We start from the raw sequence: 25,673 nt of genomic DNA, 5'->3' as shown, positions 1-25,673 counted from the left end.
TCACGCCTCCTTCGGGTCGACGGGGGCGGCGGGACGGCGGGTACGGCGCAGCGGCGGCCGGGCACCCAGACGCTTCGGGTCGAGGCCGGACCAGGGATGTCCGCTGGCGAAGAACTTGCGGCGGGCCAGCAGCGTCAGCAGCGGCTTGGTGAAGAGGAACACGACCACGACGTCGAGGACGGTCGTCAGACCGAGCGTGAACGCGAAGCCCTGGACCTTGCCGATGGTGACGAGGAAGAGCACCGCGGCGGCGAGGAAGGAGACGAAGTCGGAGACCAGGATGGTGCGCCGGGCGCGCGGCCAGCCCCGCTCCACCGCGGGGCGCAGCGAGCGGCCCTCGCGGATCTCGTCCCGGACCCGTTCGAAGTAGACGATGAACGAGTCCGCCGTGATGCCGATGGCGACGATGGCGCCGCAGACGGCCGGCAGGTTCAGCGCGAAGCCGATGGCCGGGCCGAGCAGGGCCATGATCACGTAGGTGAGGGCGGCGGAGACCAGCAGCGAGGCGATCGCGATGAGCGACAGACCGCGGTAGTAGACCACCAGGTAGAGCACGACGAGGGCGAGGCCGATGGCGCCCGCGATGAGGCCGGCCTGCAGCTGCTCGCCGCCGAGCGCGGCGGTCACCGTGGTGACGCTGTCCTCCTTGAAGGTCAGCGGCAGGGCGCCGTACGAGAGCATGTTGGCGAGGCCCTGGGCCTCCTGCTGCTGGAAGTTGCCGGAGATCTCGGCGTTGCCGCCGGTGATGGCCTGGCTGACGTACGGGCTGGAGACGACCTCGCCGTCCAGCACAATGCCGAACTGGTTCTGCGGGTCGGCGTTCTGCGCCAGCTTGCCGGTGATGTCGGCGAACTTCTTGCGGCCGCTGTCGGTGAAGTCCATCTGGACCTTCCAGCCGGCGCCGCTCTGGGTGTCGTAGACGGCCTGGGCCTTCTTGACCTCGGTGCCGTCGACGGCGGCCGGGCCGAGCAGGTACTTGTACCAGACGCCGTTGATCTCGCCGCAGCCGACGGTGGTGTCCTCGGGCTTGAAGCCGTCACCGGCCTCGTTGCGGGCCTTCTCCGTGCTGCAGTCGAGCGCGGCGTACTTGGCCTGGGCGTCGCCGTCCTTGCCGGTGCCGGCGCTCGCCGACGGGGAGGCGTCGGCCGACGGGGAGCCGGAGGCGCTGCCGGACGGGCTGGGGCTGGCCTTCAGGGCGTCCGTGACGGCGCGGCCCTGGGTGGTGGCGGAAGCGGAAGGGGCCGTCGCGCTCTCGGACGCGCCGGCGGAGGCGGAGGCGGACGGGCTCGCCTTGTCGTCGTCGGCGGGCTTCCCGGAGGCGCTCGAGGAGGCGCTGGGCGAGGGGCTCGCGGCGGCGGCGCCCGTGGGCTCGGCGGCGAGCACGGGGCGGAAGTAGAGCTTGGCGGTGGTGCCGACCTGGTCCCGGGCCTGCTCGGAGTTGGTGCCCCTGGGGATGTTGACGATGATGTTGCGGTTACCCTGCGTCTGGACTTCCGACTCCGAGACGCCAAGACCATTGACGCGGCGCTCCATGATGGAGACCGCGGTGTCCATGTTGGTCTTGTTGATCGCTGCCTCGTTGCCGTCCTCCGGGACGGCGCGGAGCGTGATGCTCGTGCCGCCGGCCAGGTCGATGCCGAGCCGCGGAGTGGTGTGACCGGAGACGAACATGCCGCCGGTGAGCGCCACGATGGCGATCAGGATCAGGGCCAGCGAGCGCCCCGGCTTGCTCTGGGCGCTCGCGTTCCGGCCCCTTTTAGGTGCTGCCACCTTCTCGTACTCCCTCTCGGGCCGCCACGCGCCGGGTGGGCGTGCGGGCGGCCATGACATGGTGTCGGGATCCCGCGCGGGATGCGCATGTCCCGGGGCACGCGAGGGCCTCTCGCGCGCCCCGGGACATCACTACTTCGCGTCGGCGTCGCCGTCGGTCTTCTTCGGCGCCTCGTCCGCGGTGGTGTCGTCGGAGGGCTCCGCGTCCTTCTTGCCGAGGTCGACGGCCTTGTCGTCGGAGGCGGCGGCAGCGTCGGAGTCGCCGTCGGTCCCGGTGAGGGCGGAGGCGTCGTCCGGGACGAGGTCCGAGTCGGACTTCAGGTCGTGCTCGATGCCGTGGACGATGCGGTTGTACTCGTCGTCGGACAGGACGGCACCGATCGCGTTCTTGGCGAAGAGCAGCTCGACGCCCGGCCCGGCGTCGAGGAGGACCGTGTCCTCACTGACCTCCTTGACCGTCGCGTACATGCCCCCGATCGTGCGGACACCGGAACCGGGCTGCATCTGGTTCCGCATGTCGATGGCCTGCTGCTGCTTCTTCTTGGCCGACCGAGTCATCAGGATCATGGCCCCGATGAGCACGATGAACGGGAGGAGGGTCACGAGACTCACGGGTCGGTACTTCCTTCACACGACCGCGATGGTGAGCGGCCTGATGGTTGGGGGTATGTGTGCCGCCGACTAGAGCGGCATCGGCGGAGTCTAAGCGAGTCCGCGCGCATGGAACAACGCTCAGCATGGCACCGGGGTTCCTGGTCCGGCGAATCCCTCGCCGTCACGCCCCGAACAGGTCCTGTTGTCCGTTTCCCCCGCCCTGCGCGCGGGGCGGGGTGAGGCCGAGATGCGCCCATGCGGCGGGAGTGGCGACGCGACCACGGGGTGTGCGGGCCAGCAGGCCCTCCCGGACCAGGAAGGGTTCGGCGACCTCCTCGACGGTCTCCCGCTCCTCCCCCACCGCGACGGCGAGCGTCGACAGACCGACCGGACCGCCGCCGAACAGCTTCAGCAGGGCCTCCAGCACCGCGCGGTCGAGCCGGTCCAGGCCACGGGCGTCGACCTCGTACACCGACAGGGCCGCCGCCGCGATCTCCCTGGTGATGACGCCGTCGGCCTTGACCTGGGCGTAGTCCCGGACCCGGCGCAGCAGGCGGTTGGCGATGCGGGGCGTGCCACGGGAGCGGCCGGCGATCTCGGCGGCCCCGTCCGCGTCTATCTCGACGTCCAGCAGGTTCGCGGAGCGGTGGACGACACGCTGCAGCTCGGCGGGCTCGTAGAACTCCATGTGTGCCGTGAACCCGAAGCGGTCGCGCAGCGGGGGCGGCAGCAGACCCGCCCGGGTGGTGGCGCCCACCAGGGTGAACGGGGGCAGTTCGAGGGGGATGGCGGTGGCGCCGGGGCCCTTGCCGACGATCACGTCGACGCGGAAATCCTCCATCGCCATGTACAGCATCTCCTCGGCGGGCCGGGACATGCGGTGGATCTCGTCGAGGAACAGCACCTCGCCCTCCTGGAGGGAGGAGAGGATCGCCGCGAGGTCGCCGGCGTGCTGGATGGCGGGGCCCGAGGTGATGCGGATGGGGGCGCCCATCTCGGCCGCGATGATCATCGAGAGGGTGGTCTTGCCGAGGCCGGGGGCGCCGGACAGCAGCACGTGGTCGGCGGTGGCGCCGCGCGCGCGGGCGGCCCGCAGGACCAGGTCCAGCTGCTCGCGGACCTTCTCCTGGCCGATGAACTCGCCCAGGTCCTTCGGGCGCAGCGCGGCCTCGACGGCCTGGTCCTCGCGGTCGGCGGACGCACCGACGAGCCGCTCCTCGGCGGAGGTGTCGGTCGTGTCGTCCCAGTTCATGGAGTGTGCCTCGGGGGTCGCGGTCGGATGGGTCGTGCGCGGAGGGGGCGCCGCTCGCGGGGGTGGTTTCCGGCCGAATAGGGGCCGGGGCGCCTCGCCGCGGGCGGCGCGGGCGTCAGCGGGCTCTGTTGAGGGTCTGGAGAGCCGCCTTCAGCAGCGCGCCCACCTGCGGGGTGCCCTGCGCGGCCTCGGCCTGCGGGGTCACGGCGGCCACGGCCTCGTCGGCCTCGCGGGTGGCGTAGCCCAGGCCGATCAGTGCGGCGTGCAGCTGGTCGCGCCAGCCGGAGCTGACCGGGGCGCCGACGGCGGGGGCGCCGATGGGCTCGCCGAGGCGGTCCTTCAGCTCCAGCAGCAGCTTCTGGGCGCCCTTCTTGCCGATGCCGGGGACGGCGGTGAGCGCCTTCTCGTCTCCGGTGGAGACCGCGCGGCGCAGGGCGTCGGGGCTGTGCACGGCGAGCATGGCCTGGGCGAGGCGGGGGCCGACGCCGCTGGCGGTCTGCAGCAGTTCGAAGACCTGGCGCTCGTCGTCGTCGGCGAAGCCGTACAGCGTGAGGGAGTCCTCACGCACGACCAGGGAGGTGGCGAGCTTGGCCGGCTGGCCCACGCGAAGCGTGGACAGGGTGTTCGGCGTGCACTGGACGGCCATGCCGACACCGCCGACCTCGACCACCGCGGCGTCCGGGGCGAGGGCGGCGACCGTGCCGCTGACGAAGGCGATCATGTCGTACGGCCTTTCGTTGCGTGTGCTGCGTGCTGGGCGACCGCCTGCTGGAGGCGGTTCTGGGCGGGGGCGCGCCAGATGTGGCAGATGGCGAGCGCGAGGGCGTCGGCCGCGTCGGCGGGCTTGGGCGGCGCGGCCAGCCGCAGCAGGCGGGTGACCATGGCGCCGACCTGGGCCTTGTCCGCGCGGCCCGATCCGGTGACGGCGGCCTTGACCTCGCTGGGGGTGTGCAGGGCGACCGGGATGCCGCGGCGGGCGGCGCACAGCATGGCGACGGCGCTGGCCTGGGCGGTGCCCATCACCGTACGCACGTTGTGCTGGCTGAAGACCCGCTCCACCGCCACGTACTCCGGCCGGTGCTCGTCGAGCCACTGCTCGATGCCCTGCTCGACGGCGACGAGGCGGTCGCCGAGCTGGGCGTCGACCGGTGTGCGGACGACCCCGACGCCGAGCATGGTGAGCGGTCTGCCGGGCACGCCCTCCACGACTCCGACACCGCACCGGGTCAGTCCCGGGTCCACCCCCAGTACGCGCACCCGCCCCTCCTTCAATCGCCTGTTCGTGCAGGCTATCGGGTGGCACTGACAACGCCGCACATAGCGACGGGCCGACGGGGTGTGTCCCGTCGGCCCGTTCGGCTCGCCGTGCTCGCTGCGGCGTCAGGCTCCGCCTCAGGCGTCGACCTTCTCCATGACCTCGTCGCTGACGTCGAAGTTGGCGAAGACGTTCTGGACGTCGTCGCTGTCCTCGAGCGCGTCGATCAGCTTGAAGATCTTCTTGGCGCCCTCCTCGTCCAGCTCGACCTGCATGGTCGGGACGAAGTTGGCCTCGGCGGAGTCGTAGTCGATGCCGGCGTCCTGGAGGGCGGAGCGGACCGCGACCAGGTCGGTGGCCTCGCTGATGACCTCGAAGTTCTCGCCGAGGTCGTTGACCTCCTCGGCGCCGGCGTCCAGGACGGCCGCGAGGACGTCGTCCTCGGACAGCTCGCCCTTGGGGACGATGATGACGCCCTTGCGGTTGAACAGGTACGACACCGAGCCCGGGTCGGCCATGGAGCCGCCGTTGCGGGTCATGGCGACGCGGACCTCGGAGGCGGCGCGGTTGCGGTTGTCGGTCAGACACTCGATGAGGACCGCGACGCCGTTCGGGCCGTAGCCCTCGTACATGATCGTCTCGTAGTCGGCGCCGCCGGCCTCCAGGCCACCGCCGCGCTTGATCGCCGAGTCGATGTTCTTGTTCGGGACCGAGCTCTTCTTCGCCTTCTGCACGGCGTCGTAGAGCGTCGGGTTGCCGTCGAGGTCGACGCCGCCCATGCGTGCGGCCACCTCGATGTTCTTGATCAGCTTCGCGAAGAGCTTGCCGCGCTTGGCGTCGATCACGGCCTTCTTGTGCTTCGTCGTGGCCCATTTAGAGTGGCCGGACATCTGCCTGTCTCCTTCGCGTAACCCATCCAGATACGAACGCCAGGAATCCTACAAGGACTCGGCTTCCCGATTCGCGCGCACCATGTCGACGAAGAGGGAGTGCACACGGTGGTCGCCGGTCAGTTCCGGGTGGAACGACGTGGCGAGCGCGCTGCCCTGGCGGACCGCCACGATGTGCCCGTCGTGCTCGGCCAGCACCTCGGCCGCGGCTCCGACGGACTCCACCCAGGGGGCGCGGATGAACACGCCCTCCACGGGGTCGCCCTCGACGCCCTTGATGTCGACGGCCGCCTCGAAGGACTCGTTCTGGCGTCCGAAGGCGTTGCGCCGGACGATCATGTCGATGCCGCCGATGGTCTCCTGGCCCGAGCGCGGGTCGAGGATCTTGTCGGCGAGCATGATCATGCCCGCGCAGGTGCCGTAGACCGGCATGCCGGCCCGCACGCGCGCGCGGAGGGGTTCCATCACGCCGAAGAGGACGGCCAGCTTGGAGATGGTGGTGGACTCGCCGCCGGGGAGGACGAGGCCGTCGACCTCGGCGAGTTCCTCGGGGCGCCGGACCGGCCTGGCCACGGCGTCGGCCGCGGCCAGGGCGATCAGGTGCTCCCGTACGTCGCCCTGGAGGGCCAGGACGCCAATGACAGGGGCTTGGTTGCTCATCGGGTGATTACCAGCCGCGGTTGGCGTAGCGCTCGGTCTCGGGGAGGGTGTCGCAGTTGATGCCGACCATGGCCTCGCCGAGGTTGCGGGAGGCGTCGGCGATGATCTTCGGGTCGTCGTAGAAGGTGGTGGCCTTCACGATGGCGGCGGCACGCTTGGCCGGGTCGCCGGACTTGAAGATGCCGGAGCCGACGAAGACGCCCTCGGCGCCCAGCTGACGCATCAGGGCGGCGTCGGCCGGGGTGGCCACGCCACCGGCGGAGAACAGCACGACCGGGAGCTTGCCCAGCTCGGCGACCTCCTTGACCAGCTCGTACGGGGCGCGCAGCTCCTTGGCGGCGGCGTACAGCTCGTGGTTGTCGAAGCCGCGCAGCTTGGCGATCTCGTTCTTGATCTGGCGCAGGTGGCGGACGGCCTCGACGACGTTGCCGGTGCCGGCCTCGCCCTTGGAGCGGATCATCGCGGCGCCCTCGGCGATGCGGCGCAGGGCCTCGCCCAGGTTGGTGGCACCACAGACGAAGGGGGTGGTGAACGCCCACTTGTCGGAGTGGTTGACCTCGTCGGCCGGGGTGAGGACCTCGGACTCGTCGATGTAGTCGACGCCGAGGGACTGCAGGACCTGGGCCTCGACGAAGTGGCCGATGCGGGACTTGGCCATCACCGGGATGGAGACGGCGTCGATGATGCCCTCGATCATGTCCGGGTCGGACATGCGGGCCACGCCGCCGTCCTTGCGGATGTCGGCCGGGACGCGCTCCAGAGCCATGACGGCGACGGCGCCCGCGTCCTCGGCGATCTTCGCCTGCTCCGGCGTGACGACGTCCATGATCACGCCGCCCTTGAGCTGCTCGGCCATGCCGCGCTTGACGCGCGCGGTGCCGGTCTCGGGGGCCTGGGCGGAGTTGGGGAGGGTGGACACGGGTTGACCTCACTCGGTGAAGAGGGTTTCTGCCGAACCGAGGAAACGTGAGGCGCCCAGGCCACAGCAAGGGCCAATGGAAAGGCGGTGGATCGTTTTTCCGCCACGGCGGGGGAAACCGCAGGTCACGAGCCGCTCAGGCGGCCCGGTCCACCAGCGCCGCGGGCGGTTCGTCGTCCATCTCGAAAGCCAGCGGGAAGGGCGCGTGGCCGGCCAGCCGGAACCAGCGGACCTTGCGGTGCTCGCGGAGCCTGCGGGCCGCGCCCACGGCGTCGTTGTGGAACCGGCGCGCCATCGGCACCCTGCGCACGGCCTCGGTGAGCTCGCGGGCCGCCTCCTCGCCCCCGGGAGCCTCCCGTACGGCCGTCATCTGGTGCGGGTCCCCGAGCACGGCCCGCAGCGCCTGGCTCAGCTCGCTCTCGGCGACCTCACGGTGCTCCTCCTCGGCCTGCCGGGCGGCGTGCGCGGCCTCGTACAGGACGATCGAGGCGGCCGGGTCGAGCACCCCCGACGTAGCCAGTTCCTGCGCCACCGAGGCCCTGCGCAGCAGCTGGGCGTCCAGCGCGGCGCGCGCGGCGTCGATCCTGGCGTGCAGCCGGTCCAGCCGCCCGGCCGTCCAGCTCAGGTAGAGGCCGATCGCGACGAGGGCGGCGAGGATCCAGATGAGGGTTTCGATCACGGGCGGCAGACTAGCCGCGCCGGGTCGACGAGGTCTCGCTCGGGGCGTCGGCGCGGCCGTCACCGGGGGCTAGGTCGTGTCCGCAATGTCACGGCAGCCAGAGTCGCAGGCACGCGATGGTGACCAGGGCTTGGTAGTGACGGGCGCGTTTGTCGTAGCGGGTCGCCAGGGCTTTGTTGTGCTTCAGCTTGTTGAAGCAGCGCTCGACGGTGTTGCGGCGCCGGTAGGCGGCCCGGTCAAGCCGGCATCTGCTCTCTCCGCGTCGGATGCGGCCGTTGATCTGGTCGATCCGCTCCGGAATGGCGGCTTTGATGCCGCGCCTGCGCAGGTAGGAGCGGATCTTCGTGGACGAATACCCCTTGTCCGCGACGACCAGGGTGGGTCGGGTGCGAGGACGGCCGGGCCCGCACCGCCCGATGCGGATGCGGGCCATCACCGCTTCGAACTGGGTGCAGTCGTTGACGTTCCCGGCGGTCAGGGTGAAGGCCAGTGGCCTGCCCTCGCCGTCGCAGGCGAGGTGGATCTTCGTGGTCAGCCCGCCGCGGGACCGGCCGATCGCCTCACCCGGCCAGAGCCCCCTTTTCGCGCCCCGGCCGCGTGCTGGTGAGCCCGCACGGTCGTGGAGTCGACACACACGACCGTCCAGTCAACGGCACCGACGGCATCCGAGTGCTGCTGGACGTGGGCCGGCAGCCGGTCCCAGGTGCCGTCGGCCGACCAGCGGCGGAAGCGTTCGTAGACCGTCTTCCACGGCCCGTAACGCTCGGGCAGGTCCCGCCAGGCCGCCCCCGTGGACAGCTTCCACAGGATGCCGTTGAGGACCTGCCGCCGGTCGCGGGCCGGGCGGCCCATCCGCGACGGAGCCAGCAACGGCTCAATGACCGCCCATGCCTGATCAGTCAGCTCGTGACGACGCACCACGAACAGACCAACGCGCCAACCACTTTGCGGACACGACCTAGGGGGTGTCTCGTCGATCAGGCCGGATCAGGGAGCGGCGTCTGGTGCCGTGCATCGCAAGGCGGAGGAGGGAGCCGATGCGATGGGGGTCCCCCCTGCTCGAGCGGAGCCGAGAGCTTGGGGGAATCGGGGACCGACGACAACGCGACGAGGCGCGGCGCCAGACGCCGCGAGCCCGGCATGATCGGCGAGACGTCCCCTGGCGCCCGGCCCATGACTCGGCCCTGAACGGGGCTCGCCTCGGACACCGGACGTTCCGGGACGCCCCCACCGCGTCGGAAGCTCAGTCCCGCGCCCGCCGTCACCGTCTCGTAGACGGAGAAGATGCCGGCGCGGCCGTCACCGAGAACTGCCGCCCCGGCCCCTCACGCCGGCCCCGAACCAGGCTCGCCTCGGACGCCGGACGTTCCAGGACGCCCCCGCCCCGTCGGAAACTCAGTCCCGCGCCAGCCCCAACCGCGCCCGCAGTCCGCCGCCCCCGTCGGCCCCCTCGTCCGCCGCCACCGCCGCCGCGCCCGCCGTCACCGTCTCGTAGACGGAGAGGATGTCGGCGCCGACCGTCGACCAGTCGAAGCGCCGGACGTGGGCGCTGCCGCGTTCCCCCAGCTCCGCGCGGCGCTTCGGCTCGGCCAGCAGGCGCAGCGCCGCCTCGGCGAGCGCGTCGGCGTCCTCGTTGGCGAACAGCTCGCCGGCCGCGCCCTGGTCGAGGACCTGGGCGAACGCGTCGAGGTCGGAGGCGAGCACCGGGGCGCCCGCCGACAGCGCCTCGACGAGGATGATGCCGAAGCTCTCGCCACCCGTGTTGGGGGCGACGTACAGGTCGACACTGCGCAGGAGACGCGCCTTGTCCTCGTCGCTGACCATGCCGAGGAACTGCACGCGCGGGCGCAGCTCGGCGGGCAGCGACGCCACCGCCTCCTCCTCGTCCCCGCGTCCGGCGACCAGGAGCCGGGTCTGCGGGCGTTCGGCGAGGATCCGGGGCAGCGCCCGCATGAGCACCGGCAGGCCCTTGCGGGGCTCGTCGATGCGCCCTATGAAGCCGATGGTGTCGCCCTGCCACTCCGGGTTCGGCTCGGCCTCGGCGAAGAATCCGACGTCGACGCCGTTGGGGATCACCACGGCGTCCCCGCCGAGGTGTTCCACCAGGGTGCGGCGGGCGTACTCGCTCACCGCGATCCGGGCGCTGATCTTCTCGAGCGCCGCCTGGAGGATCGAGTAGGCGGCGATCATCGCGCGGGAGCGCGGGTTGGACGTGTGGAAGGTGGCCACGATGGGGCCCTGCGCCGCCCAGCAGGTCAGCAGCCCCAGCGAGGGGGAGGTCGGCTCGTGGATGTGGATGACGTCGAACGCGCCGTCGTGCAGCCACCGCCGCACCCGGGCGGCCGACAGGAAGCCGAAGTTCAGCCGGGCCACCGAGCCGTTGTACGGCACCGGCACCGCGCGGCCCGCCGAGACGACGTACGGCGGCAGCGGGGTGTCGTCGTCGGCGGGGGCGAGCACCGACACCTCGTGGCCGAGGCGGATGAAGTACTCGGCGAGGTCGCGGATGTGGAACTGGACGCCGCCCGGCACGTCCCACGAATACGGGCAGACGATGCCGATCCTCACGAGGGCCCCTTCGCGGGGTCGAGGTCCGAGAGCCACAAACGCTGCAGCATGTGCCAGTCCTCCGGGTGTTCGGCGATGCCCTGGGCGAAGGCGTCTGCCAGCGCCTGTGTCATGACAGACGTCTTCTCGGCCCGGGTGCCTGTCTCCGGCACCTCGATCGGGGGATGGACCCTTCCCCGCATGACGGGCGAGTCGTCGTACCAGAGCGTCACCGGCAGCAGCAGCGCGCCCGTCTGCTGGGCCAGCAGCGCGGGCCCGGCGGGCATCCGCGCGGTGTCGCCGAAGAAGGTGACCTCGACGCCGGACGCGGACAGGTCGCGGTCGGCGACCAGGCAGACCAGTCCGCCGTCGCGCAGCCGCCGGGCGAGGGTGCCGAAGGCGGAGCCGCCGGTGTGCGGCAGCACCTCCATGCCGAGGCCTTCGCGGTAGGCGACGAAACGGTCGTACAGCGTCTCCGGCTTCAGGCGCTCCGCGACCGTCGTGAACGGCGTCTCCAGCTTGGTGGTGACCCAGGCGCCCGCCAGGTCCCAGTTGGCCAGGTGCGGCAGGGCGAGTACGACGCCCTTGCCGGAGGCGAGGCCGTCGGTGAGGTGGTGCAGGTCCTTGGGGTCGAAGCCGCCCTTGACGCGTTCGGCGCTCCACGCGGGGAGCCGGAACGACTCCATCCAGTAGCGCAGGTACGAGCGCATGCCCGCGCGGGACAGCTCCGCCAGCCGCTCCGGGGTCGCGTCGGGCACCACGCGCGCGTAGTTGCTCTCCAGCCGCAGCACCCCCTTGCCGCGGCGCTTCCAGGCGGTGTCGGCGATGGTGCGGCCGAGCCGTACCGCGACCGGCTCGGGGAGCTTCTTCACGGTGCTCCAGCCGAGACCGTACAGCGCGTCCGTCAGGCGTTCCCGGACGCTCATTTCGCGGCCTCGCTGCCGTGGGAGGCGTTCGGCTGCCCCTGCTCGGCCGCTGCCGCCGCTTCCGCCTCCGCGGACTCCCTGCGGACCGTGACGACCCGCTGCACCAGCGTGACGAGGCTGCCCACGGCGACGATCCACAGCGCGATCGGCAGCAGCACGTCGATGCCGGGCACACCGAACTTGTGCAGGCCGGCGAGACCGGCCGCGACCAGGGAGATCACCAGCCGCTCGGCGCGCTCCACGAGCCCGTTGACGGCGACCGGCAGGCCGATCGACTCGCCGCGCGCCTTGGTGTACGACACCACCTGGCCGCTGGCCAGGCAGAAGATCGACACCGCGCACAGCGCGTTGTCGTCGCCCCCGCCGGCGTACCAGAGCGCGAAACCGCCGAAGATCGCGCCGTCGGCGACCCGGTCCAGGGTGGAGTCCAGGAAGGCGCCCCAGCGGCTGGAGCGGCCGAGCTGGCGGGCCATGTTGCCGTCGACGAGGTCGGAGAAGACGAACAGCGTGATGACGATCGTGCCCCAGAAGAACTCGCCCCTGGGGTAGAAGACCAGCGCGCCCGCGATCACACCGGCGGTGCCGATCAGCGTGACCGTGTCGGGGCTGACGCCCCGGCGGATGAGAAACGCGGCGAACGGTGTGAGGACACGCGTGAAGAATGCACGCGCGTACTTGTTCAGCATGGCCTTCCCGAGGGTCGGTGTCGCCGCGCGGCCCCTGCTGGCCACCGGCTGGCCCATCGTAGCCACGCGCGCGTGGGCGCGACGGCCGGGCACCCACACGGGTCCGGGACCGTCCGGCGAACGGCCCGCAACCGACGGGCGGCGACGGGTTCCGGTCGTTCGTATGGACGCACCGTGACGGGAGTGGAAAGCTCGAAGGATCGCGGGCGTCGCCGGAGCCGCTCGCACGCGGCCGCGCGTGTCCGCGCCCACAGTGACCTCACCGTGCACGGGAGGCAGGATCATGGGCGACAAGGCGAATGTACATTCCGGAGCCGCCGGCAGGGCTACGGCGGCCGACCACCCCGCGTCCGTACGGAATGTGGTGCTGGTCGGCCACTCCGGATCGGGCAAGACGACCCTGGCGGAGGCTCTCGCGCTGACCGCGGGAGCGGTGAACCGGGCGGGCCGCGTGGAGGACGGCGGCACCGTCTCCGACTACGACGACATCGAGCACCGCCAGCAGCGCTCGGTGCAGCTGTCCCTGGTCCCCGTCGAATGGGACGGGATCAAGATCAATGTGCTGGACACCCCCGGATACGCCGACTTCGTCGGGGAGCTGCGGGCCGGTCTGCGTGCGGCGGACGCGGCCCTCTTCGTCGTCTCGGCCTCCGACGGCGTGGACGGCTCGACCCGCATGGTGTGGGAGGAGTGCGCGGCCGTCGGCATGCCCCGGGCGATCGTCGTCACGCACCTGGAGGCCGCCCGCGCGGACTTCGAGGAGATGACCCGCATCTGCGCCGAGGCCTTCGGCGGCGACGACCCCGACGCCGTGCTGCCGCTGTACCTGCCGCTGCACGGCCCGGAGGGCCCGGACGGGCACGCGCCCGTCACCGGTCTGATCGGCCTGCTCACCCAGAAGCTGTTCGACTACTCGAGCGGGGAGCGGAAGGAGTCCGAGCCGGGCGAGGACCAGCTCCCGCTGATCGAGGAGGCCCGCAACCGGCTGATCGAGGGGATCATCGCCGAGAGCGAGGACGAGACCCTGATGGACCGCTACCTCGGCGGCGAGCAGATCGATCTGAAGACGCTCGTCGAGGACCTGGAGCGGGCCGTGGCACGGGGCACGTTCTTCCCCGTCCTGGCCGCCGCCCCCGCCGCCGACGGCGCCCGCCAGGGCATCGGAACGGTGGAGCTGCTGGAGCTGGTCACCGGCGGGTTTCCGACCCCGTTCGAGCACCCCACCCCCACGGTGACCACCATCGACGGCAGGCCGCGCGAGCTGAAGCCGTGCGACATCGACGGCCCCCTGGTCGCGGAGGTCGTCAAGACGTCCTCCGACCCCTACGTCGGCCGGATCTCCCTGGTGCGGGTCTTCTCCGGCACCCTGCGCCCCGACCAGACCGTCCACGTCTCCGGGCACGGCCTCGCCGACCGCGGCCACGAGGACCACGACGTCGACGAGAAGATCGGCGCGCTGTCCGTGCCCTTCGGCAAACAGCAGCGGCCGGTGACGCACGCCGTCGCGGGCGACCTGGCGTGTGTGGCCAAGCTGGGCCGCGCGGAGACCGGCGACACCCTCTCCGCCAAGGACGACCCGCTCCTGATGGAGCCCTGGCAGATGCCCGACCCGCTGCTGCCGCTCGCCATCCAGGCGCACAGCAAGGCCGACGAGGACAAGCTCTCCCAGGGCCTGGGCCGGCTGGTCGCCGAGGATCCGACGATGCGGCTGGAGCAGAACCAGGACACCCACCAGGTGGTGCTGTGGTGTCTGGGCGAGGCGCACGCGGACGTCGCCCTGGAGCGGCTGCGCAGCCGCTACGGCGTCCAGGTCGACGTCATACCGCACAGGGTCTCCCTCCGGGAGACGTTCGCGGGCAAGTCGGCCGGGCGCGGACGGCATGTGAAGCAGTCCGGCGGGCACGGGCAGTACGCCATCTGCGAGATCGAGGTGGAGCCGCTGCCGGGCGGCTCGGGCATCGAGTTCGTCGACAAGGTGGTCGGCGGCGCGGTGCCGCGCCAGTTCATCCCGTCGGTGGAGAAGGGCGTCAGGGCCCAGGCCGCCAAGGGCGTCGCGTCGGGCTACCCGCTGATCGACGTCCGGGTCACGCTGCTGGACGGCAAGGCCCACTCGGTGGACTCCTCCGACGCCGCGTTCCAGACGGCGGGCGCGCTGGCGCTGCGGGAGGCGGCGTCCGACGCGCGGATCCATCTGCTGGAGCCGGTGGCCGAGGTGAGCGTCCTGGTCGGCGACGAGTACGTGGGCGCCGTGATGAGCGACCTGTCCGGCCGACGCGGCCGGGTGCTCGGCACCGAGCAGACACCCGGGGGGCGCACGGTCGTACGCGCCGAGGTGCCCGAGATCGAGATCGGGCGCTACGCCGTCGATCTGCGCTCCCTGTCGCACGGCACGGCGCGCTTCGACCGCCGGTACGCGCGGCACGAGCCGATGCCGCCACAGGTCGCCGAACGCGTCCGTGAACAGGAGCGGGCCGCCTCCTAGTTGGGACGAGAGAGCACTCAAGTGGTCTGAGAGGCCGCTTTCCTGCCATCCCGGCGGACGGCTTCGGCCGTCCGCCGACGCTTGTCGGTGCCTGCGGATACGCTGAAGACCTGATCAACAGGTGTGCGAAGCAAGGAAGTCGGGAAGGCCGCAGGACGACACTGGCGGCGATCGGGGGCGGGAATGACCGTTGACGGCGGTTACGCGGACATCTTCGGACCGCAGGTGCCGCGCACGGGCGACGAGGGCCAGACGGCGACCTTCGCGCTGGCGTCGGCGGCCTATCGGGACAACCCCGTGGAGGACATCAAGAAGGCCGACAACGAGTGGCACCAGTCGACCGTGAACGCGGGGAAGATCGCGCTGTTCAAGCCGAACCTGGGCGAGGCGTTCTCCCGCGCGGTGGTCGACCGCATGCTGGGCGGCGGCCGCAGCCCGCTCATCCAGTCCTTCGGCACGCAGCCCCAGGTGGTCGTCGAGCACTGCCTGGCCGCCAACCGGCTGCGCCGCGAGCGGGACAACAAGCTGACCGCGATCACGGTCCTGTGCGGGCTGATCTTCCTGCCGGGTTTCCTGGTGTGGCTGCTGGTGTTCCAGCTCCGCACCACCATGGCCAAGCGGGAGGACAGGCGGACCTCCGCCCTGGCCACCGTGCTGCTCGTGGCCGTCGGCGCGATGGCCGTGATCGTCCTGGTCCGGATGCCGTTCGGCGGCTTCTGGGGGTGGTACGCCCGCGCGGCGGTCGTCGCCCCCGTCGCGGGCTGGTTCCTGGCCAAGCAGCTCTGCGAGCGCACCGCGAAGGACCTCAGGGAGCGCTGGGACAGCCTGCTGTCGGGCAGCAGCATCGGCGCGAAGGTCCCGGAGGCGGTGCCCAGCAACCCCGGTGAGACGGCCGCCGAGCAGCTGCGCCAGTCCCTCGCCAAACTCAGCGCCGAGCAGCAGTCGAACTCCGTGTTCTACGCCGGTCCCAAGGGGATCCTCGGCATGGGCACCCGCTGGGGCTCCTGGCAGCTCGCCGAGGAGCTGGTCCCCGCCCACGCCGACCGCGAGATCCACCCGTTCCGCAGCTGGGACGTCATACGCGCGATCCACGACCAGCTGCGCATGCTGGAGCGCGGCCCGCTGAACACCGGCGGCTTCCCGACCCCGTCGATACGGCACTGGATCGTCACCCCGATCGGCGAGAACGCCAAGGCGGTCTCCCGTCCGGAGGGCACCGACGTGGAGGCGTACCAGGTCAAGCCGCACGCCATACAGGACATCTGCAACAAGCAGCAGTTCGGCGCCGGCGACCGGCACTACCTGGGCGTCCAGTGGACGCTGTGGGACGGCCAGCTGGTCCTCACCATGCTGATCACCGTCACCGTGCTGCACTCGACGCTGCGCATCGAGGTCACCGGTCACGCCCTGGGCCCGGTGAACGGCCTGTTCACCACCAAGTCGGAGGCGCCGACCAAGACGGTCAGCAAGTCGCTCAAGCCGTGGGAGACCCGCACGGTGAAGCTGCCGCTGGTCACCAGCGACGAGGTGGTCCGGCTCGCCGTGCGGGCGCCGATCAGCTGGTATCCCCCGCTGCTGAAGTGGCTGGGCGGCTCCATCGGCCTGCCCGAGCCGTTCGGTCTGCGGCACGCCTGGGCCGACCAGCCGTGGCGGCACCGCTTCATGGCCGACGACGCGCTGCGCGCCGCGACGCCGGTGCTGCGCGTGGTGCACTCCGCGGCGATCAAGGTGCTGGACGAGAACGGCGTCGACACGGAGAAGTTCGGCAGCCGCTCCGCCTTCCTCAGCACGGCGGTGCAGGACCCGAGCCCGCGCAAGGCCGACGTCTACGACGCGTGAGCCTGCGCGGTCCGGCCGCGCGGAAGGTCTGGGTGGCTGTCCCCGGGGGCTGCGCCCCCAGACCCCGCATCGGCCGGGACTCACACCGCGGGCCAGGCCTCCGCCAGCATCTTCCGGGTGTCCGCCAGCAGCTGCGGCAGCACCTTGGTGTGGCCGACGACCGGCATGAAGTTCGTGTCGCCGCCCCACCGGGGCACGATGTGCTGGTGCAGGTGCGCGGCGATCCCCGCGCCCGCCACCGAGCCCTGGTTCATGCCGATGTTGAAGCCGTGCGCCCCGGACGCGGTGCGCAGCGCCGTCATGGCCTGCTTGGTCAGCTCCGCCAGCTCGGCGGTCTCCGCGTCGGTGAGGTCCGTGTAGTCGGCGACGTGGCGGTAGGGCACGGTCATCAGATGGCCGCCGTTGTACGGGTACAGGTTCAGCACCGCGTACACCTGCTCACCGCGCCGGACGATCAGCCCGTCCTCGTCGGATTTGGCCGGGATGGAGCAGAACGGGCAGCCGTCGTCGGCCCCCGGGCCGGTCGGCTTGTTCTCGCCCTGGATGTAGGCCATCCGGTGGGGCGTCCACAGGCGCTGGAACGCGTCCTGCGTCCCCACTCCGATCTGCTGCTCCGGCTCACTCGTCATGCAAGGCAGCATATGGCTTCCCCCGTTCGCGGCGTGTCGCCGGGGCGAGCGGGGGGCGGTCACCGGCCAAGCTGGGCCAGTGCACCACGACGACAGCCCTTCGGCTCGCTGGGAGCAGCGCACCGAGATCCCCCTCTTCCTGACGTCGCTGATCTTCTTGGCTGCCTATGCCACCCGGGTCCTGGCCGTGAGCCTGCCGTCCTTCTGGAAGACCCTGTGCGACGTCACAGTGCTCGCCATCTGGCTGCTGGGCTTCGCGGACTACGCCGTGCGCTGGCGGCTGAGCGGGCAGGGCCTGCGTTTCGTCTCCACGCACGTGCTGCACACCGTGGTCGTCATCCTGCCGCTGCTGCGCCCGCTGCGGATCGTCCCGCTCTACGACGTCGTCCAGCGCCGGCGCGGACAGCCCCGGCTGTCTCTGTACGCGCGCGTGATCGCCTACGCCGGTCCGTCGACCGTGCTGCTCGGGTTCTCCGGGGCACTGGCGGTCTACCAGCAGGAGCGCGGGGCGCCCGGGGCGAACATGCGGACGTTCGGGGACGCCGTGTGGTGGGCCGCCGCGACTCTCAGCACGGTCGGCTACGGCGACATCACCCCGGTGACCTTCACGGGCCGGGTGATCGCGATCGGCATGATGGCCGGCGGACTGGCCCTGCTCGGCGCGGTCACGGGCTCGTTCTCGTCCTGGGTGATGCAGACCTTCACTCGCGAGGGAGACGAGCCGAGGCCCCCGGGAAGATGACCTTCCCGGGGGCCTCCTCGCTGGTGAGCGGGATCAGACCTGCGTCCGCTCCTCGACGACCTTCGCGATCTTCGCGATCGCCTCGTCGAACGGGATGCCGTTCTCCTGCGAGCCGTCGCGGTAGCGGAAGGACACCGACCCGGCCGACATGTCCTCGTCGCCCGCGATGACCATGAAGGGCACCTTCTGCTTCTGGGCGTTGCGGATCTTCTTCTGCATCCGGTCGGACGAGGAGTCGACCTCGACCCGCAGCCCCTTCTTCTTCGCCTCCGCGGCGAACTTCTCCAGGTACTCGACGTGCGCGTCACCGATCGGGATGCCGATCGCCTGCACCGGCGCCAGCCAGGCCGGGAACGCGCCCGCGTAGTGCTCGAGGAGCACGGCGAAGAACCGCTCGATGGAGCCGAACAGCGCGCGGTGGATCATGACCGGCCGCTGCTTGGTGCCGTCCGCGCCGGTGTACTCCAGGTCGAAGCGCTCCGGCAGGTTGAAGTCGAGCTGGATGGTCGACATCTGCCAGGTGCGGCCGATGGCGTCCTTGGCCTGCACGGAGATCTTCGGGCCGTAGAAGGCGGCGCCGCCCGGGTCGGGGACCAGCGGCAGGCCCTGCTTCTCGGCGACCTGGCGCAGCGTCTCGGTCGCCTCCTCCCAGACTTCGTCAGAGCCGACGAACTTCTCCGGGTCCTTGGTGGACAGCTCCAGGTAGAAGTCGGTCAGGCCGTAGTCGCGCAGCAGGTTCAGCACGAAGGTGAGCGTCTTGTCCAGCTCGTCGGACATCTGCTCGCGGGTGCAGTAGATGTGCGCGTCGTCCTGGGTGAAGCCGCGGGCACGGGTCAGGCCGTGCACGACGCCGGACTTCTCGTACCGGTACACGGTCCCGAACTCGAAGAGGCGCAGCGGCAGTTCACGGTACGAACGCCCGCGCGCGTCGAAGATCAGGTTGTGCATCGGGCAGTTCATGGGCTTGAGGTAGTAGTCCACGCCCTCGTCGAGCTGCATGGGCGGGTACATGCCCTCGGCGTACCAGTCCAGGTGGCCGGACGTCTCGAAGAGCTTCCCCTTCGTCGCGTGCGGGGTGTAGACGAACTCGTAGCCCTCTTCCTCGTGGCGGCGCCGCGAGTAGTCCTCCATGACCCGGCGGACGATGCCGCCCTTGGGGTGGAAGACGGCGAGGCCGGAGCCGATCTGCTCCGGGATGGAGAACAGGTCCAGCTCGTTGCCCAGCTTGCGGTGGTCGCGCTTCTCGGCCTCGGCGAGGAAGTCCAGGTACGCCTTCAGCTCGTCCTTGGACGGCCAGGCGGTGCCGTAGATGCGCTGGAGCATGGGGTTCTTCTCGCTGCCACGCCAGTAGGCGGCCGCGTTGCGCATCAGCTTGAACGCCGGGATGAGCCGGGTGGAGGGCAGGTGCGGACCGCGGCAGAGGTCCTTCCAGCACAGCTCGCCGGTCTTGGCGTCCAGGTTGTCGTAGATCGTCAGCTCGCCGGCGCCGACCTCGACGTCCGCGCCGTCGTCCGAGGAGGCGGAGCCCTTGAGGCCGATCAGCTCCAGCTTGTACGGCTCGTTCGCCAGCTCCTCGCGGGCGGCCTCGTCGGTCACCACGCGGCGGGCGAACTTCTGCCCCCGCTTCTGGATCTCCTGCATCTTCTTCTCGATGGCCTTGAGATCCTCGGGCGTGAACGGCTTCTCGACGTCGAAGTCGTAGTAGAAGCCGTCCTTGACGGGCGGCCCGATGCCCAGCTTCGCCTCGGGGAACAGTTCCTGCACGGCCTGCGCCATGACGTGCGCGGTGGAGTGGCGCAGGATGTTCAGGCCGTCCTCGGAGGAGATCTCGACGCCCTCGACCTCGTCGCCGTCGGAGAGCACGTACGACAGGTCCCGGAGCTCACCGCCCACACGCGCGGCGATGATCGAGCGCTCGCCGGCGAAGAGGTCGGCGGCCGTAGTGCCCGTCGTCACCACGCGCTCTTCCCGCTCGGAATCGCGTTGGATGATCACACGGACGTCTGACACCGGTCTCTCCTGACTGAAGATGGATGCGGCGCCATACCGAGAGCGCGCGCAATAGGGGATCGTACCGACCCGGGCCCGCCCTCCGCGAAATCAGTCCCCGGCGCACGCCTCCTCGAAGAAGTCGAGATTCTCCTGGAGGGACTTCATCAGGCGGTCCCGTTCCGCCTCGTCCACCTGCACCGGTACGACGCCGGAGGCCCCGGTCAGCCGCCGGAAGCCGCCCCGGCTCTCCAGCCGCCCGTGCACCCGCACCGGCAGCCCCACGAGGTGTGCCTGCCCGGCGATGCGGTAGTCCTCCTCGTCGAGCACGAGCCGCACGTGCGGCACCTCCGCGCCGGCGAGCACCCGCAGCCGTACGTGGCCCTCGCCGCTCGGCCCGGACCTGCGCATCCGGACGACGGCTCCGGTGATCCGCACGGGCTGGGACGGCTCGGCGCGCCGGTAGCGGGCCCCGGCCTCGCGCAGCACGGGCAGGTCGCCGGGCGAGAACTCGACGGCCTCGGCGGAGGCGACCGCGCCCTCCGGGGTGCCGGCGGCGGGTGCCCACGCGACGGCGATCCGGGCGCCCTCGGTGCCCCGGACGAGGGCGGTCAGCGCCTCGGTGAGCTCGCGGCTGACGCCGGCCTCGACGGCGCCGTCGAAGGCGTCCATGCCACCGGTGGCCCGCCGGTAGTCGATCGCCTCGCGGGCGGCGTACAGCGCCTGGTGGAGGCGTACGACCAGGGGGCGTCCGCCGGCGACGGGCACGAAGGCGGTGAGGGCACGGCCGCCGCCGGCGGGGCCGACCAGGACGCTCTCCAGTTCGGCGGCGGCCGCGCGGCGGTGCCGGGCCCCGTAGTAGCCGGCTCGCGCGCGGGTGGCGAGGGCGGCGGCGAGCAGCGTCTGGCGGGCGGCGGTGCGCAGCTGCTCCTCGACGGTCCAGGCGTCGGCGCCGGCCGGTCCGCCCGGGACGTCCCGCCACCAGCGGATCTCGTCGCTGGGCACGGCGAGCCCGACCAGCACCTCCCGGGCGGCGGGACTGGCGCTGCGGGCGAGGGCGGTCAGGGCCTCGCCGAGCAGGTCGTCGCTGTCGGGGAAGGCGCGGCTCTCGGGGACGAGCAGGCTGGTGCCGCTGCCGCCGGGGCCGGGCGGGGTCCAGCGGCCGTAGCGGCCGGGGGCGCCGCCGCGGCGCTGCCAGCCGTGCCGGCGCAGCAGTGCGCTGAGCACGGCGGGGTCGACGCGGCCCGGCTCGGGCGGCTGGTCCCAGCGGACCTCGGGGTGCGGGCGCACCGGTCGCAGGGGCTCGTGGAGCGGGCGGTGGGTCATGGTCTGCCTCCGGTCCCGACCCGCGTCATGATCTCGCACAGCGCCCGGTCGTCGAAGACGCGTGCGGTCGGGATCCGCACGGTGGTGCGGCTGCGGCCGGTGATCGGGTGCCCGGCGAGGTTGACCCAGTAGCAGCAGTGTCTGAGGTCGAGGCGGTCGTGGCTGGCGCGCAGCCAGTCGTCCTGGGACCTGGGCACGAGCATCACGACGAGGATCTTGTGCACCGAGACCGGGGTCCGGGCGAGTTTCGACAGGTGGCCGTTGTCGAGCGTGAAGGAGAAGGAGCGGCCGGGAGGGTTGGGCGCGATCTGGTAGGTCGCCTTGAGCTGCACCTTGATGGTGACCTCGTCGTCGACGGTGTGGCCGGGCGCGCTGTGGCTGACGTGCCAGTCGATGCCGTTGTCGGGGAAGGGCTGCGAGAGCGAGCAGCCCGCGGCCGCGGCGACGGCGTGCAGATAGCCGACCTGCAGGGTCTCCATGCAGGCGGTGGTGGCGAGGGAACCGCGAAGGGGACCCGCGCGGTCGGGCAGCAGCCCGCCCCGCTCGGGCTGCGCTATCGCCATGGCCAACAGCCTTCCGAGCAAAGTGCTTCCCGTGCCGGGCCGCTGAACTGCGCGGACCCGTATCCCTGTTGTCTCCGCCCGGCGTACGGCGCAAACGGCCCGGGTATCACCAAACCGGCAGGAGACGGAACGTCAGCTGCCTCGGGTGAACGAGGAGTTGTGTAGGTATGACGTGCTGGTACGAGGGCCCCCTGGCGGCATTCGACACGGAGACTACGGGCGTGGACGTCGAGACCGACCGGATCGTGTCGGCCGCCCTCGTGGTGCAGGACGCACCGGGCACCCGCCCGCGGGTGAATCGCTGGCTGGTGAACCCGGGCGTGCCGGTGCCCGCCGAGGCGACGGCGGTGCACGGGCTGACGGAGGATCACCTGGCGCGCAACGGCCGCTGGCCGGCGCCGGTGATGCAGGAGATAGCCATGGGGCTGGCCGAGCAGGCCGGCCGCGGGCGTCCGCTGGTGGTGATGAACGCGCCGTTCGATCTGACGCTGCTGGACCGCGAGCTGCGCCGGCACCGGGCGTCGTCGCTGGCGCGCTGGTTCGAGTCGACACCGCTGCTGGTGCTCGACCCGCGGGTGCTCGACAAGCATCTGGACCGCTACCGCAAGGGCCGCCGCACGCTGACCGACCTGTGCGCGCAGTACGGGGTGGGGCTGGACGACGCCCATGACGCGGCGGCGGACGCGCTGGCGGCGCTGGAGGTCGTCCGGGCGGTCGGGCGGCGGTTCGCGTCCCGGCTGGAGCGCCTCTCCCCCGCCGAGCTGCACACGCTCCAGGCGGTGTGGCACGCGGCGCAGGCGCGCGGGCTGCAGGCGTGGTTCGCGCGCAACGGCACCGAGGAGGCGGTGGACCCGGCGTGGCCGCTGCGTCCGGACCTGCCGGCGGCCGCGGCATGAAGAAGGCCGGTCCGCGATGGCGGACCGGCCTTTCCCGGTGGGCGATACTGGGTTCGAACCAGTGACCTCTTCGGTGTGAACGAAGCGCTCTCCCACTGAGCTAATCGCCCGGGAACGCACTGAACAATACAGGTCCCGGCGCCTTTCGTTCAAACCGCTTCCAGCCGGCCCGCCAGTCCGCGCCGTCCCGCGCGCATCATCAGCCAGTGGTTGGCGCGGAAGAAGGGCCGCCCGGGCACCGCGAACCGCCGCAGCAGCGGTTTGCGGACGTGGACCTCCTGGTCGTAGCGCACGAGGCTGCCGGGGCCGTGCGCGATGACGGTCCAGCGCGACCAGCCGTCGACGTCGCCGCTCAGGGCCGCCTCCAGCACTCCGGCCGCGGGGTCGCGGCGCACCTCGCGGATGGTGAAGGTCATGTCGTAGGGCAGGAGCGAGCGGATCCGGATGGCGGCCGTGCGGTCGTCGACCTGGGTCACCTCGCGCACCTGCCGCCACCAGCGCGGATAGTCCTCGACCCGCTCCAGGGCGGCGTACACGGCGGCGGGCGGGGCGGGCAGGTGCCAGAGGCTGCGGAAGCGGTGGTGGGTCCAGTCCATGGGCGGAGTCTGTCCTGCTCAGCGCCTGGGTATCCGCGTCTGAGTACGTTCTGAGTACCCGCACTCATGTACTGGCGGGTGACGGGGGCCACACTCCGAGCCATGACGCACATTCCGTCCCCCGCCGAGGAGTTGCGGCTCGTCGACGCCGAGCTGCACCGACTGGACGCCCGGCGCGCCCAGTTGCTGGCGCGCCGCGGCTGGCTGCTGTCGCAGTTGCAGCCGCTGCGACCGCTGCCGGCCGCTGTCCCGCCGCGTCCCGAGGCCACCGGCCCCCGGGTCCAGAACGTCCTGCTGGTGCTGGGCGGTGTGCTGCTCACCCTGGCGGCCGCCGCGTTCACGCTGGTCAGCTGGGGTCACCTGGGGATCGCCGGGCGAGCCGTGGTGCTGGGCGCGGTAACGGCGGCGGCGCTCGCGGTGCCGGTGCCGCTGCTGAAGCGGGGCCTGCGCTCCACCGCGGAGTCGGTGGCGGGGCTGGGTCTGGCGCTGACGGTGCTGGACGCGTACGCGCTGTACTCGGCCGCGCTGACGGGCACGGACGGCACGGCCTACGCGGCGGGCGCCTCGGCGGCGCTGGCCGCGGTGTGGGCGGCGTACGGTCTGCTGCTGCCCCGCGTGACGGGCCGGCCGCTGGTCCTGCCCGTGCCGGCAGCCGTGTGCGTGGCGCAACTCGCGCTGCCGCTGTGGGCGGTGGCGGCCGGCCCGGACGTGTCCGGGTTCGCGGCGGCCCTCCTGGTGACGGCGGCGGCCGACGCGGCGGTGGCGCTCCGGGTGTCCGCCGGATCCGTGCGGATCGCCGCCGCCGTGGGCGCGTACGGCCTGGGCGGCTGGGGTGCGCTGGCGGCCGGCTGGCTGGCGTGGACGGCCACGGGTCCGGGTGCCGCCGTCCCCGCGGCCGCGCTTCTGCTGCTGGCCACGGCGATCACGCTGGCCGGGGCGCGGGCGCCGCACGCCGGGATGGCGCTGGGCAACGCCGTCGCGGCGGGACTGCTGGCGGTCGCCGCGCTCGGGGCGGTGCCCCGGTCGGCGCTGCCCGGCGCGTGGACGGTGCCGGTCCATCTGGCGTTCGGCATCGCCCTGTTGGGGCTGCTCGGCGTCACCCGGGTCCCGGAGGTGGTGCGCCGGGGGTCCGGCTGGGCCTCCGGGGCCGTGCAGGCGCTGGCCGTGGTTGCGGCGCTGCCGGTGGTGGCCGTCGCGCTGCTGGGGTCCCTCGGCTGGGCGGCGCGGGTCTGGTCGGGGGCGCCCGCGGACGCGCGGGCGGCCGTGACGGCCGACGTGCCGTGGCCGCCGGACAGCGCGACGGCGCCGTTGGCGCTGGTCGCGGTCGCGGCGGTGCTGGCCGTGACGGTCCGGGAGGCCGCTTGGCGGCCCCGCGCCCTGGACGCCGCGCTCGCCCTGGTGTGGGCGGCGGCGGCGGCCCTGCCGCCGGTCCTGCGGCTGCCGTACGTCGCCACGCTGGTGGTGCTGGGCCTGACGACGGCGGCGCTGCTGTGGCTGAGGCGGCTCGCGGCGACCGTGCTCGCCGTCCTCACCTCGGTCGTCCTCGCCCTGCTCGCGCTGGCCACCGAGCCGGCCACCCTCACGGTGCTGGCCCTGCTGACGGCCGGTTTCGCGCTCGGCGCCCGCATGCCGGTGCCGGCGGCGGCCACGGCGGGGTACGCCACCGCCCTGCTCTGCGCGACGGGTGCCGCGCTGGACTGGTCGTCGGCGCACTGCGCGCCGCTGGTGCTGCTGGTGCCGGTGGCGGCGGCGCTGTGGGCAACGCGCACCGAGGGTGCGACCCGGCTGACGGCCGAGGTCTCCGGCGCGGTCGCGGCGCTGGTCGCGGTCGGCCTGGCGGTGCCGGACGCGCCGATGCTGGCGCTGGTGCTGGCCCTCACCGGGGTGATCGCGGCGGCCACGGCCGTACGTCCCGACCGGCGTGCGGTCGGCCACGCGGCGGCCGCGCTGTTCGTGCTGGCCGCCTGGGTGCGGCTGGTGGCCTGGGAGGTGACCGTCCCGGAGGCGTACGCGCTGCCGGTGGCCGTCCCCGCGCTGGCCGTGGGCGTGCTGCGCCGGCGCCGTGACCCGCAGGCGTCGTCCTGGACGGCGTACGGCCCCGGTCTCGCCGCCGGTCTGCTGCCGAGCCTCGTCGCGGCCTGGGGCGACGCGCACTGGCAGCGCCCCCTGCTGCTGGGCACGGGGGCGCTGCTGGTGACGCTGGCCGGGGCCCGGCACCACCTCCGGGCGCCGCTGCTGCTGGGCGGTGCGGTACTCGCCCTGGTGACCCTGCACGAGCTGGCCCCGTACCTCGTGCAGGTGGCGGGCGCGCTCCCCCGCTGGGCGCCTCCCGCCCTCGCCGGACTGCTGCTGCTCGCCCTCGGGGCGACATACGAGCAGCGGCTGAGGGACGTCCGGCGGGTGCGGGAGACGCTGGGGCGCATGAACTAGACG

At 72.2% G+C, this 25,673-nt stretch carries 22 protein-coding genes, 1 tRNA gene and 1 pseudogene; 5 read left to right on the top strand and 19 right to left on the bottom strand.

Going from position 1 to position 25,673, the window contains the following annotated elements; genetic code table 11:
* The 13 genes and pseudogenes from secD to pgsA all read right to left on the bottom strand — a co-directional run bounded on the left by secD (nt 1) and on the right by pgsA (nt 12,235).
* Nucleotides 1–1,770, bottom strand: coding sequence for a protein translocase subunit SecD (gene secD, locus ACSU6L_RS31005; RefSeq protein WP_437062120.1), 1,770 nt, complete (start codon nt 1,768–1,770; stop codon nt 1–3).
* 132 nt (nt 1,771–1,902) lie between these two features.
* Nucleotides 1,903–2,382, bottom strand: a complete 480-nt coding sequence (gene yajC / locus ACSU6L_RS31000; RefSeq protein ID WP_073941936.1) for a preprotein translocase subunit YajC — start codon at nt 2,380–2,382, stop codon at nt 1,903–1,905.
* Between the two features lie 163 nt (nt 2,383–2,545).
* A complete protein-coding gene (gene ruvB, locus ACSU6L_RS30995) occupies nt 2,546–3,616 on the bottom strand; it encodes a Holliday junction branch migration DNA helicase RuvB (protein WP_365517482.1) in 1,071 nt (356 codons plus the stop codon).
* Nucleotides 3,617–3,731: 115 nt separating this feature from the next.
* Nucleotides 3,732–4,337, bottom strand: a complete 606-nt coding sequence (gene ruvA, locus ACSU6L_RS30990) for a Holliday junction branch migration protein RuvA (RefSeq protein WP_073941938.1) — start codon at nt 4,335–4,337, stop codon at nt 3,732–3,734.
* A complete protein-coding gene (gene ruvC, locus ACSU6L_RS30985) occupies nt 4,334–4,873 on the bottom strand; it encodes a crossover junction endodeoxyribonuclease RuvC (RefSeq protein ID WP_073941939.1) in 540 nt (179 codons plus the stop codon). The genes ruvA and ruvC overlap by 4 nt, the downstream gene beginning before the upstream one ends.
* Before the next feature lie 135 nt (nt 4,874–5,008).
* A complete protein-coding gene (locus ACSU6L_RS30980; protein WP_437062117.1) occupies nt 5,009–5,761 on the bottom strand; it encodes a YebC/PmpR family DNA-binding transcriptional regulator in 753 nt (250 codons plus the stop codon).
* Between the two features lie 48 nt (nt 5,762–5,809).
* Nucleotides 5,810–6,421 carry a pyridoxal 5'-phosphate synthase glutaminase subunit PdxT gene (gene pdxT / locus ACSU6L_RS30975; protein ID WP_437062115.1) on the bottom strand — a complete coding sequence of 204 codons (612 nt, stop codon included), beginning with the start codon at nt 6,419–6,421 and terminating at the stop codon, nt 5,810–5,812.
* Between the two features lie 7 nt (nt 6,422–6,428).
* Nucleotides 6,429–7,340 (bottom strand): pyridoxal 5'-phosphate synthase lyase subunit PdxS, encoded by a 912-nt coding sequence (gene pdxS, locus ACSU6L_RS30970; RefSeq protein ID WP_073941942.1) that lies wholly within the window; start codon nt 7,338–7,340, stop codon nt 6,429–6,431.
* 136 nt (nt 7,341–7,476) lie between these two features.
* Nucleotides 7,477–8,019: a hypothetical protein gene (locus ACSU6L_RS30965; protein ID WP_437062113.1), complete on the bottom strand. Its 543-nt coding sequence runs from the start codon at nt 8,017–8,019 to the stop codon at nt 7,477–7,479.
* Between the two features lie 88 nt (nt 8,020–8,107).
* Nucleotides 8,108–8,871: pseudogene (locus ACSU6L_RS30960) on the bottom strand (IS5 family transposase).
* 543 nt (nt 8,872–9,414) lie between these two features.
* On the bottom strand, nt 9,415–10,587 hold the full coding sequence (locus ACSU6L_RS30955; protein WP_437062111.1) for a glycosyltransferase family 4 protein: 1,173 nt from the start codon (nt 10,585–10,587) through the stop codon (nt 9,415–9,417).
* Nucleotides 10,584–11,492, bottom strand: a complete 909-nt coding sequence (locus tag ACSU6L_RS30950; RefSeq protein ID WP_437062109.1) for a phosphatidylinositol mannoside acyltransferase — start codon at nt 11,490–11,492, stop codon at nt 10,584–10,586. Before ACSU6L_RS30950 ends, ACSU6L_RS30955 begins: the two co-directional genes overlap by 4 nt.
* Nucleotides 11,489–12,235, bottom strand: a complete 747-nt coding sequence (gene pgsA / locus ACSU6L_RS30945) for a phosphatidylinositol phosphate synthase (protein ID WP_437065124.1) — start codon at nt 12,233–12,235, stop codon at nt 11,489–11,491. Before pgsA ends, ACSU6L_RS30950 begins: the two co-directional genes overlap by 4 nt.
* Nucleotides 12,236–12,461: 226 nt before the next feature.
* Here pgsA and ACSU6L_RS30940 point away from each other — a divergent pair, with 226 nt between their 5' ends.
* Nucleotides 12,462–14,660, top strand: a complete 2,199-nt coding sequence (locus ACSU6L_RS30940) for an elongation factor G-like protein EF-G2 (protein ID WP_437062107.1) — start codon at nt 12,462–12,464, stop codon at nt 14,658–14,660.
* A 183-nt stretch (nt 14,661–14,843) separates the two neighbouring features.
* Complete coding sequence (locus tag ACSU6L_RS30935) at nt 14,844–16,499, top strand: hypothetical protein (protein WP_437062105.1); 1,656 nt, start codon at nt 14,844–14,846, stop codon at nt 16,497–16,499.
* Nucleotides 16,500–16,579: 80 nt separating this feature from the next.
* On the opposite strand, the gene ACSU6L_RS30930 is transcribed toward ACSU6L_RS30935, so the two are convergent.
* Nucleotides 16,580–17,140 carry an HIT family protein gene (locus ACSU6L_RS30930; protein WP_437062103.1) on the bottom strand — a complete coding sequence of 187 codons (561 nt, stop codon included), beginning with the start codon at nt 17,138–17,140 and terminating at the stop codon, nt 16,580–16,582.
* Nucleotides 17,141–17,207: 67 nt separating this feature from the next.
* Between ACSU6L_RS30930 and ACSU6L_RS30925 the strand changes: the two genes are divergently transcribed.
* On the top strand, nt 17,208–17,870 hold the full coding sequence (locus ACSU6L_RS30925; protein ID WP_437062101.1) for a potassium channel family protein: 663 nt from the start codon (nt 17,208–17,210) through the stop codon (nt 17,868–17,870).
* A gap of 33 nt (nt 17,871–17,903) precedes the next feature.
* Here ACSU6L_RS30925 and thrS read toward each other — a convergent pair whose 3' ends face one another.
* The 3 genes from thrS to ACSU6L_RS30910 all read right to left on the bottom strand — a co-directional run bounded on the left by thrS (nt 17,904) and on the right by ACSU6L_RS30910 (nt 21,748).
* A complete protein-coding gene (thrS, locus tag ACSU6L_RS30920; RefSeq protein WP_437062099.1) occupies nt 17,904–19,880 on the bottom strand; it encodes a threonine--tRNA ligase in 1,977 nt (658 codons plus the stop codon).
* A gap of 90 nt (nt 19,881–19,970) precedes the next feature.
* Nucleotides 19,971–21,185, bottom strand: coding sequence for a hypothetical protein (locus ACSU6L_RS30915; protein WP_437062097.1), 1,215 nt, complete (start codon nt 21,183–21,185; stop codon nt 19,971–19,973).
* Nucleotides 21,182–21,748, bottom strand: coding sequence for a DUF4365 domain-containing protein (locus ACSU6L_RS30910; RefSeq protein WP_437062095.1), 567 nt, complete (start codon nt 21,746–21,748; stop codon nt 21,182–21,184). Before ACSU6L_RS30910 ends, ACSU6L_RS30915 begins: the two co-directional genes overlap by 4 nt.
* A gap of 167 nt (nt 21,749–21,915) precedes the next feature.
* On the opposite strand from ACSU6L_RS30910, the gene ACSU6L_RS30905 reads away from it, so the two are divergent.
* On the top strand, nt 21,916–22,644 hold the full coding sequence (locus tag ACSU6L_RS30905) for a 3'-5' exonuclease (RefSeq protein WP_073941953.1): 729 nt from the start codon (nt 21,916–21,918) through the stop codon (nt 22,642–22,644).
* Between the two features lie 38 nt (nt 22,645–22,682).
* Here the strand turns inward: ACSU6L_RS30905 and ACSU6L_RS30900 are convergent.
* Both ACSU6L_RS30900 and ACSU6L_RS30895 read right to left on the bottom strand, forming a co-directional pair.
* A tRNA-Val gene (locus tag ACSU6L_RS30900) sits at nt 22,683–22,754 on the bottom strand.
* 39 nt (nt 22,755–22,793) lie between these two features.
* The gene (locus tag ACSU6L_RS30895; protein WP_437062092.1) at nt 22,794–23,240 is read right to left on the bottom strand and encodes an SRPBCC family protein; all 447 of its coding nucleotides are present in this window, start codon (nt 23,238–23,240) and stop codon (nt 22,794–22,796) included.
* 102 nt (nt 23,241–23,342) lie between these two features.
* Here ACSU6L_RS30895 and ACSU6L_RS30890 point away from each other — a divergent pair, with 102 nt between their 5' ends.
* Nucleotides 23,343–25,670 (top strand): SCO7613 C-terminal domain-containing membrane protein, encoded by a 2,328-nt coding sequence (locus tag ACSU6L_RS30890; RefSeq protein WP_437062090.1) that lies wholly within the window; start codon nt 23,343–23,345, stop codon nt 25,668–25,670.
* Nucleotides 25,671–25,673 lie beyond the last annotated feature (3 nt).

The organism is Streptomyces sp. enrichment culture, from assembly GCF_964272855.1.
Lineage (GTDB): Bacteria > Actinomycetota > Actinomycetes > Streptomycetales > Streptomycetaceae > Streptomyces.
Note: the sequence above shows the minus strand (reverse complement) of the source record. Positions and strands in the feature narration are given on the sequence as shown.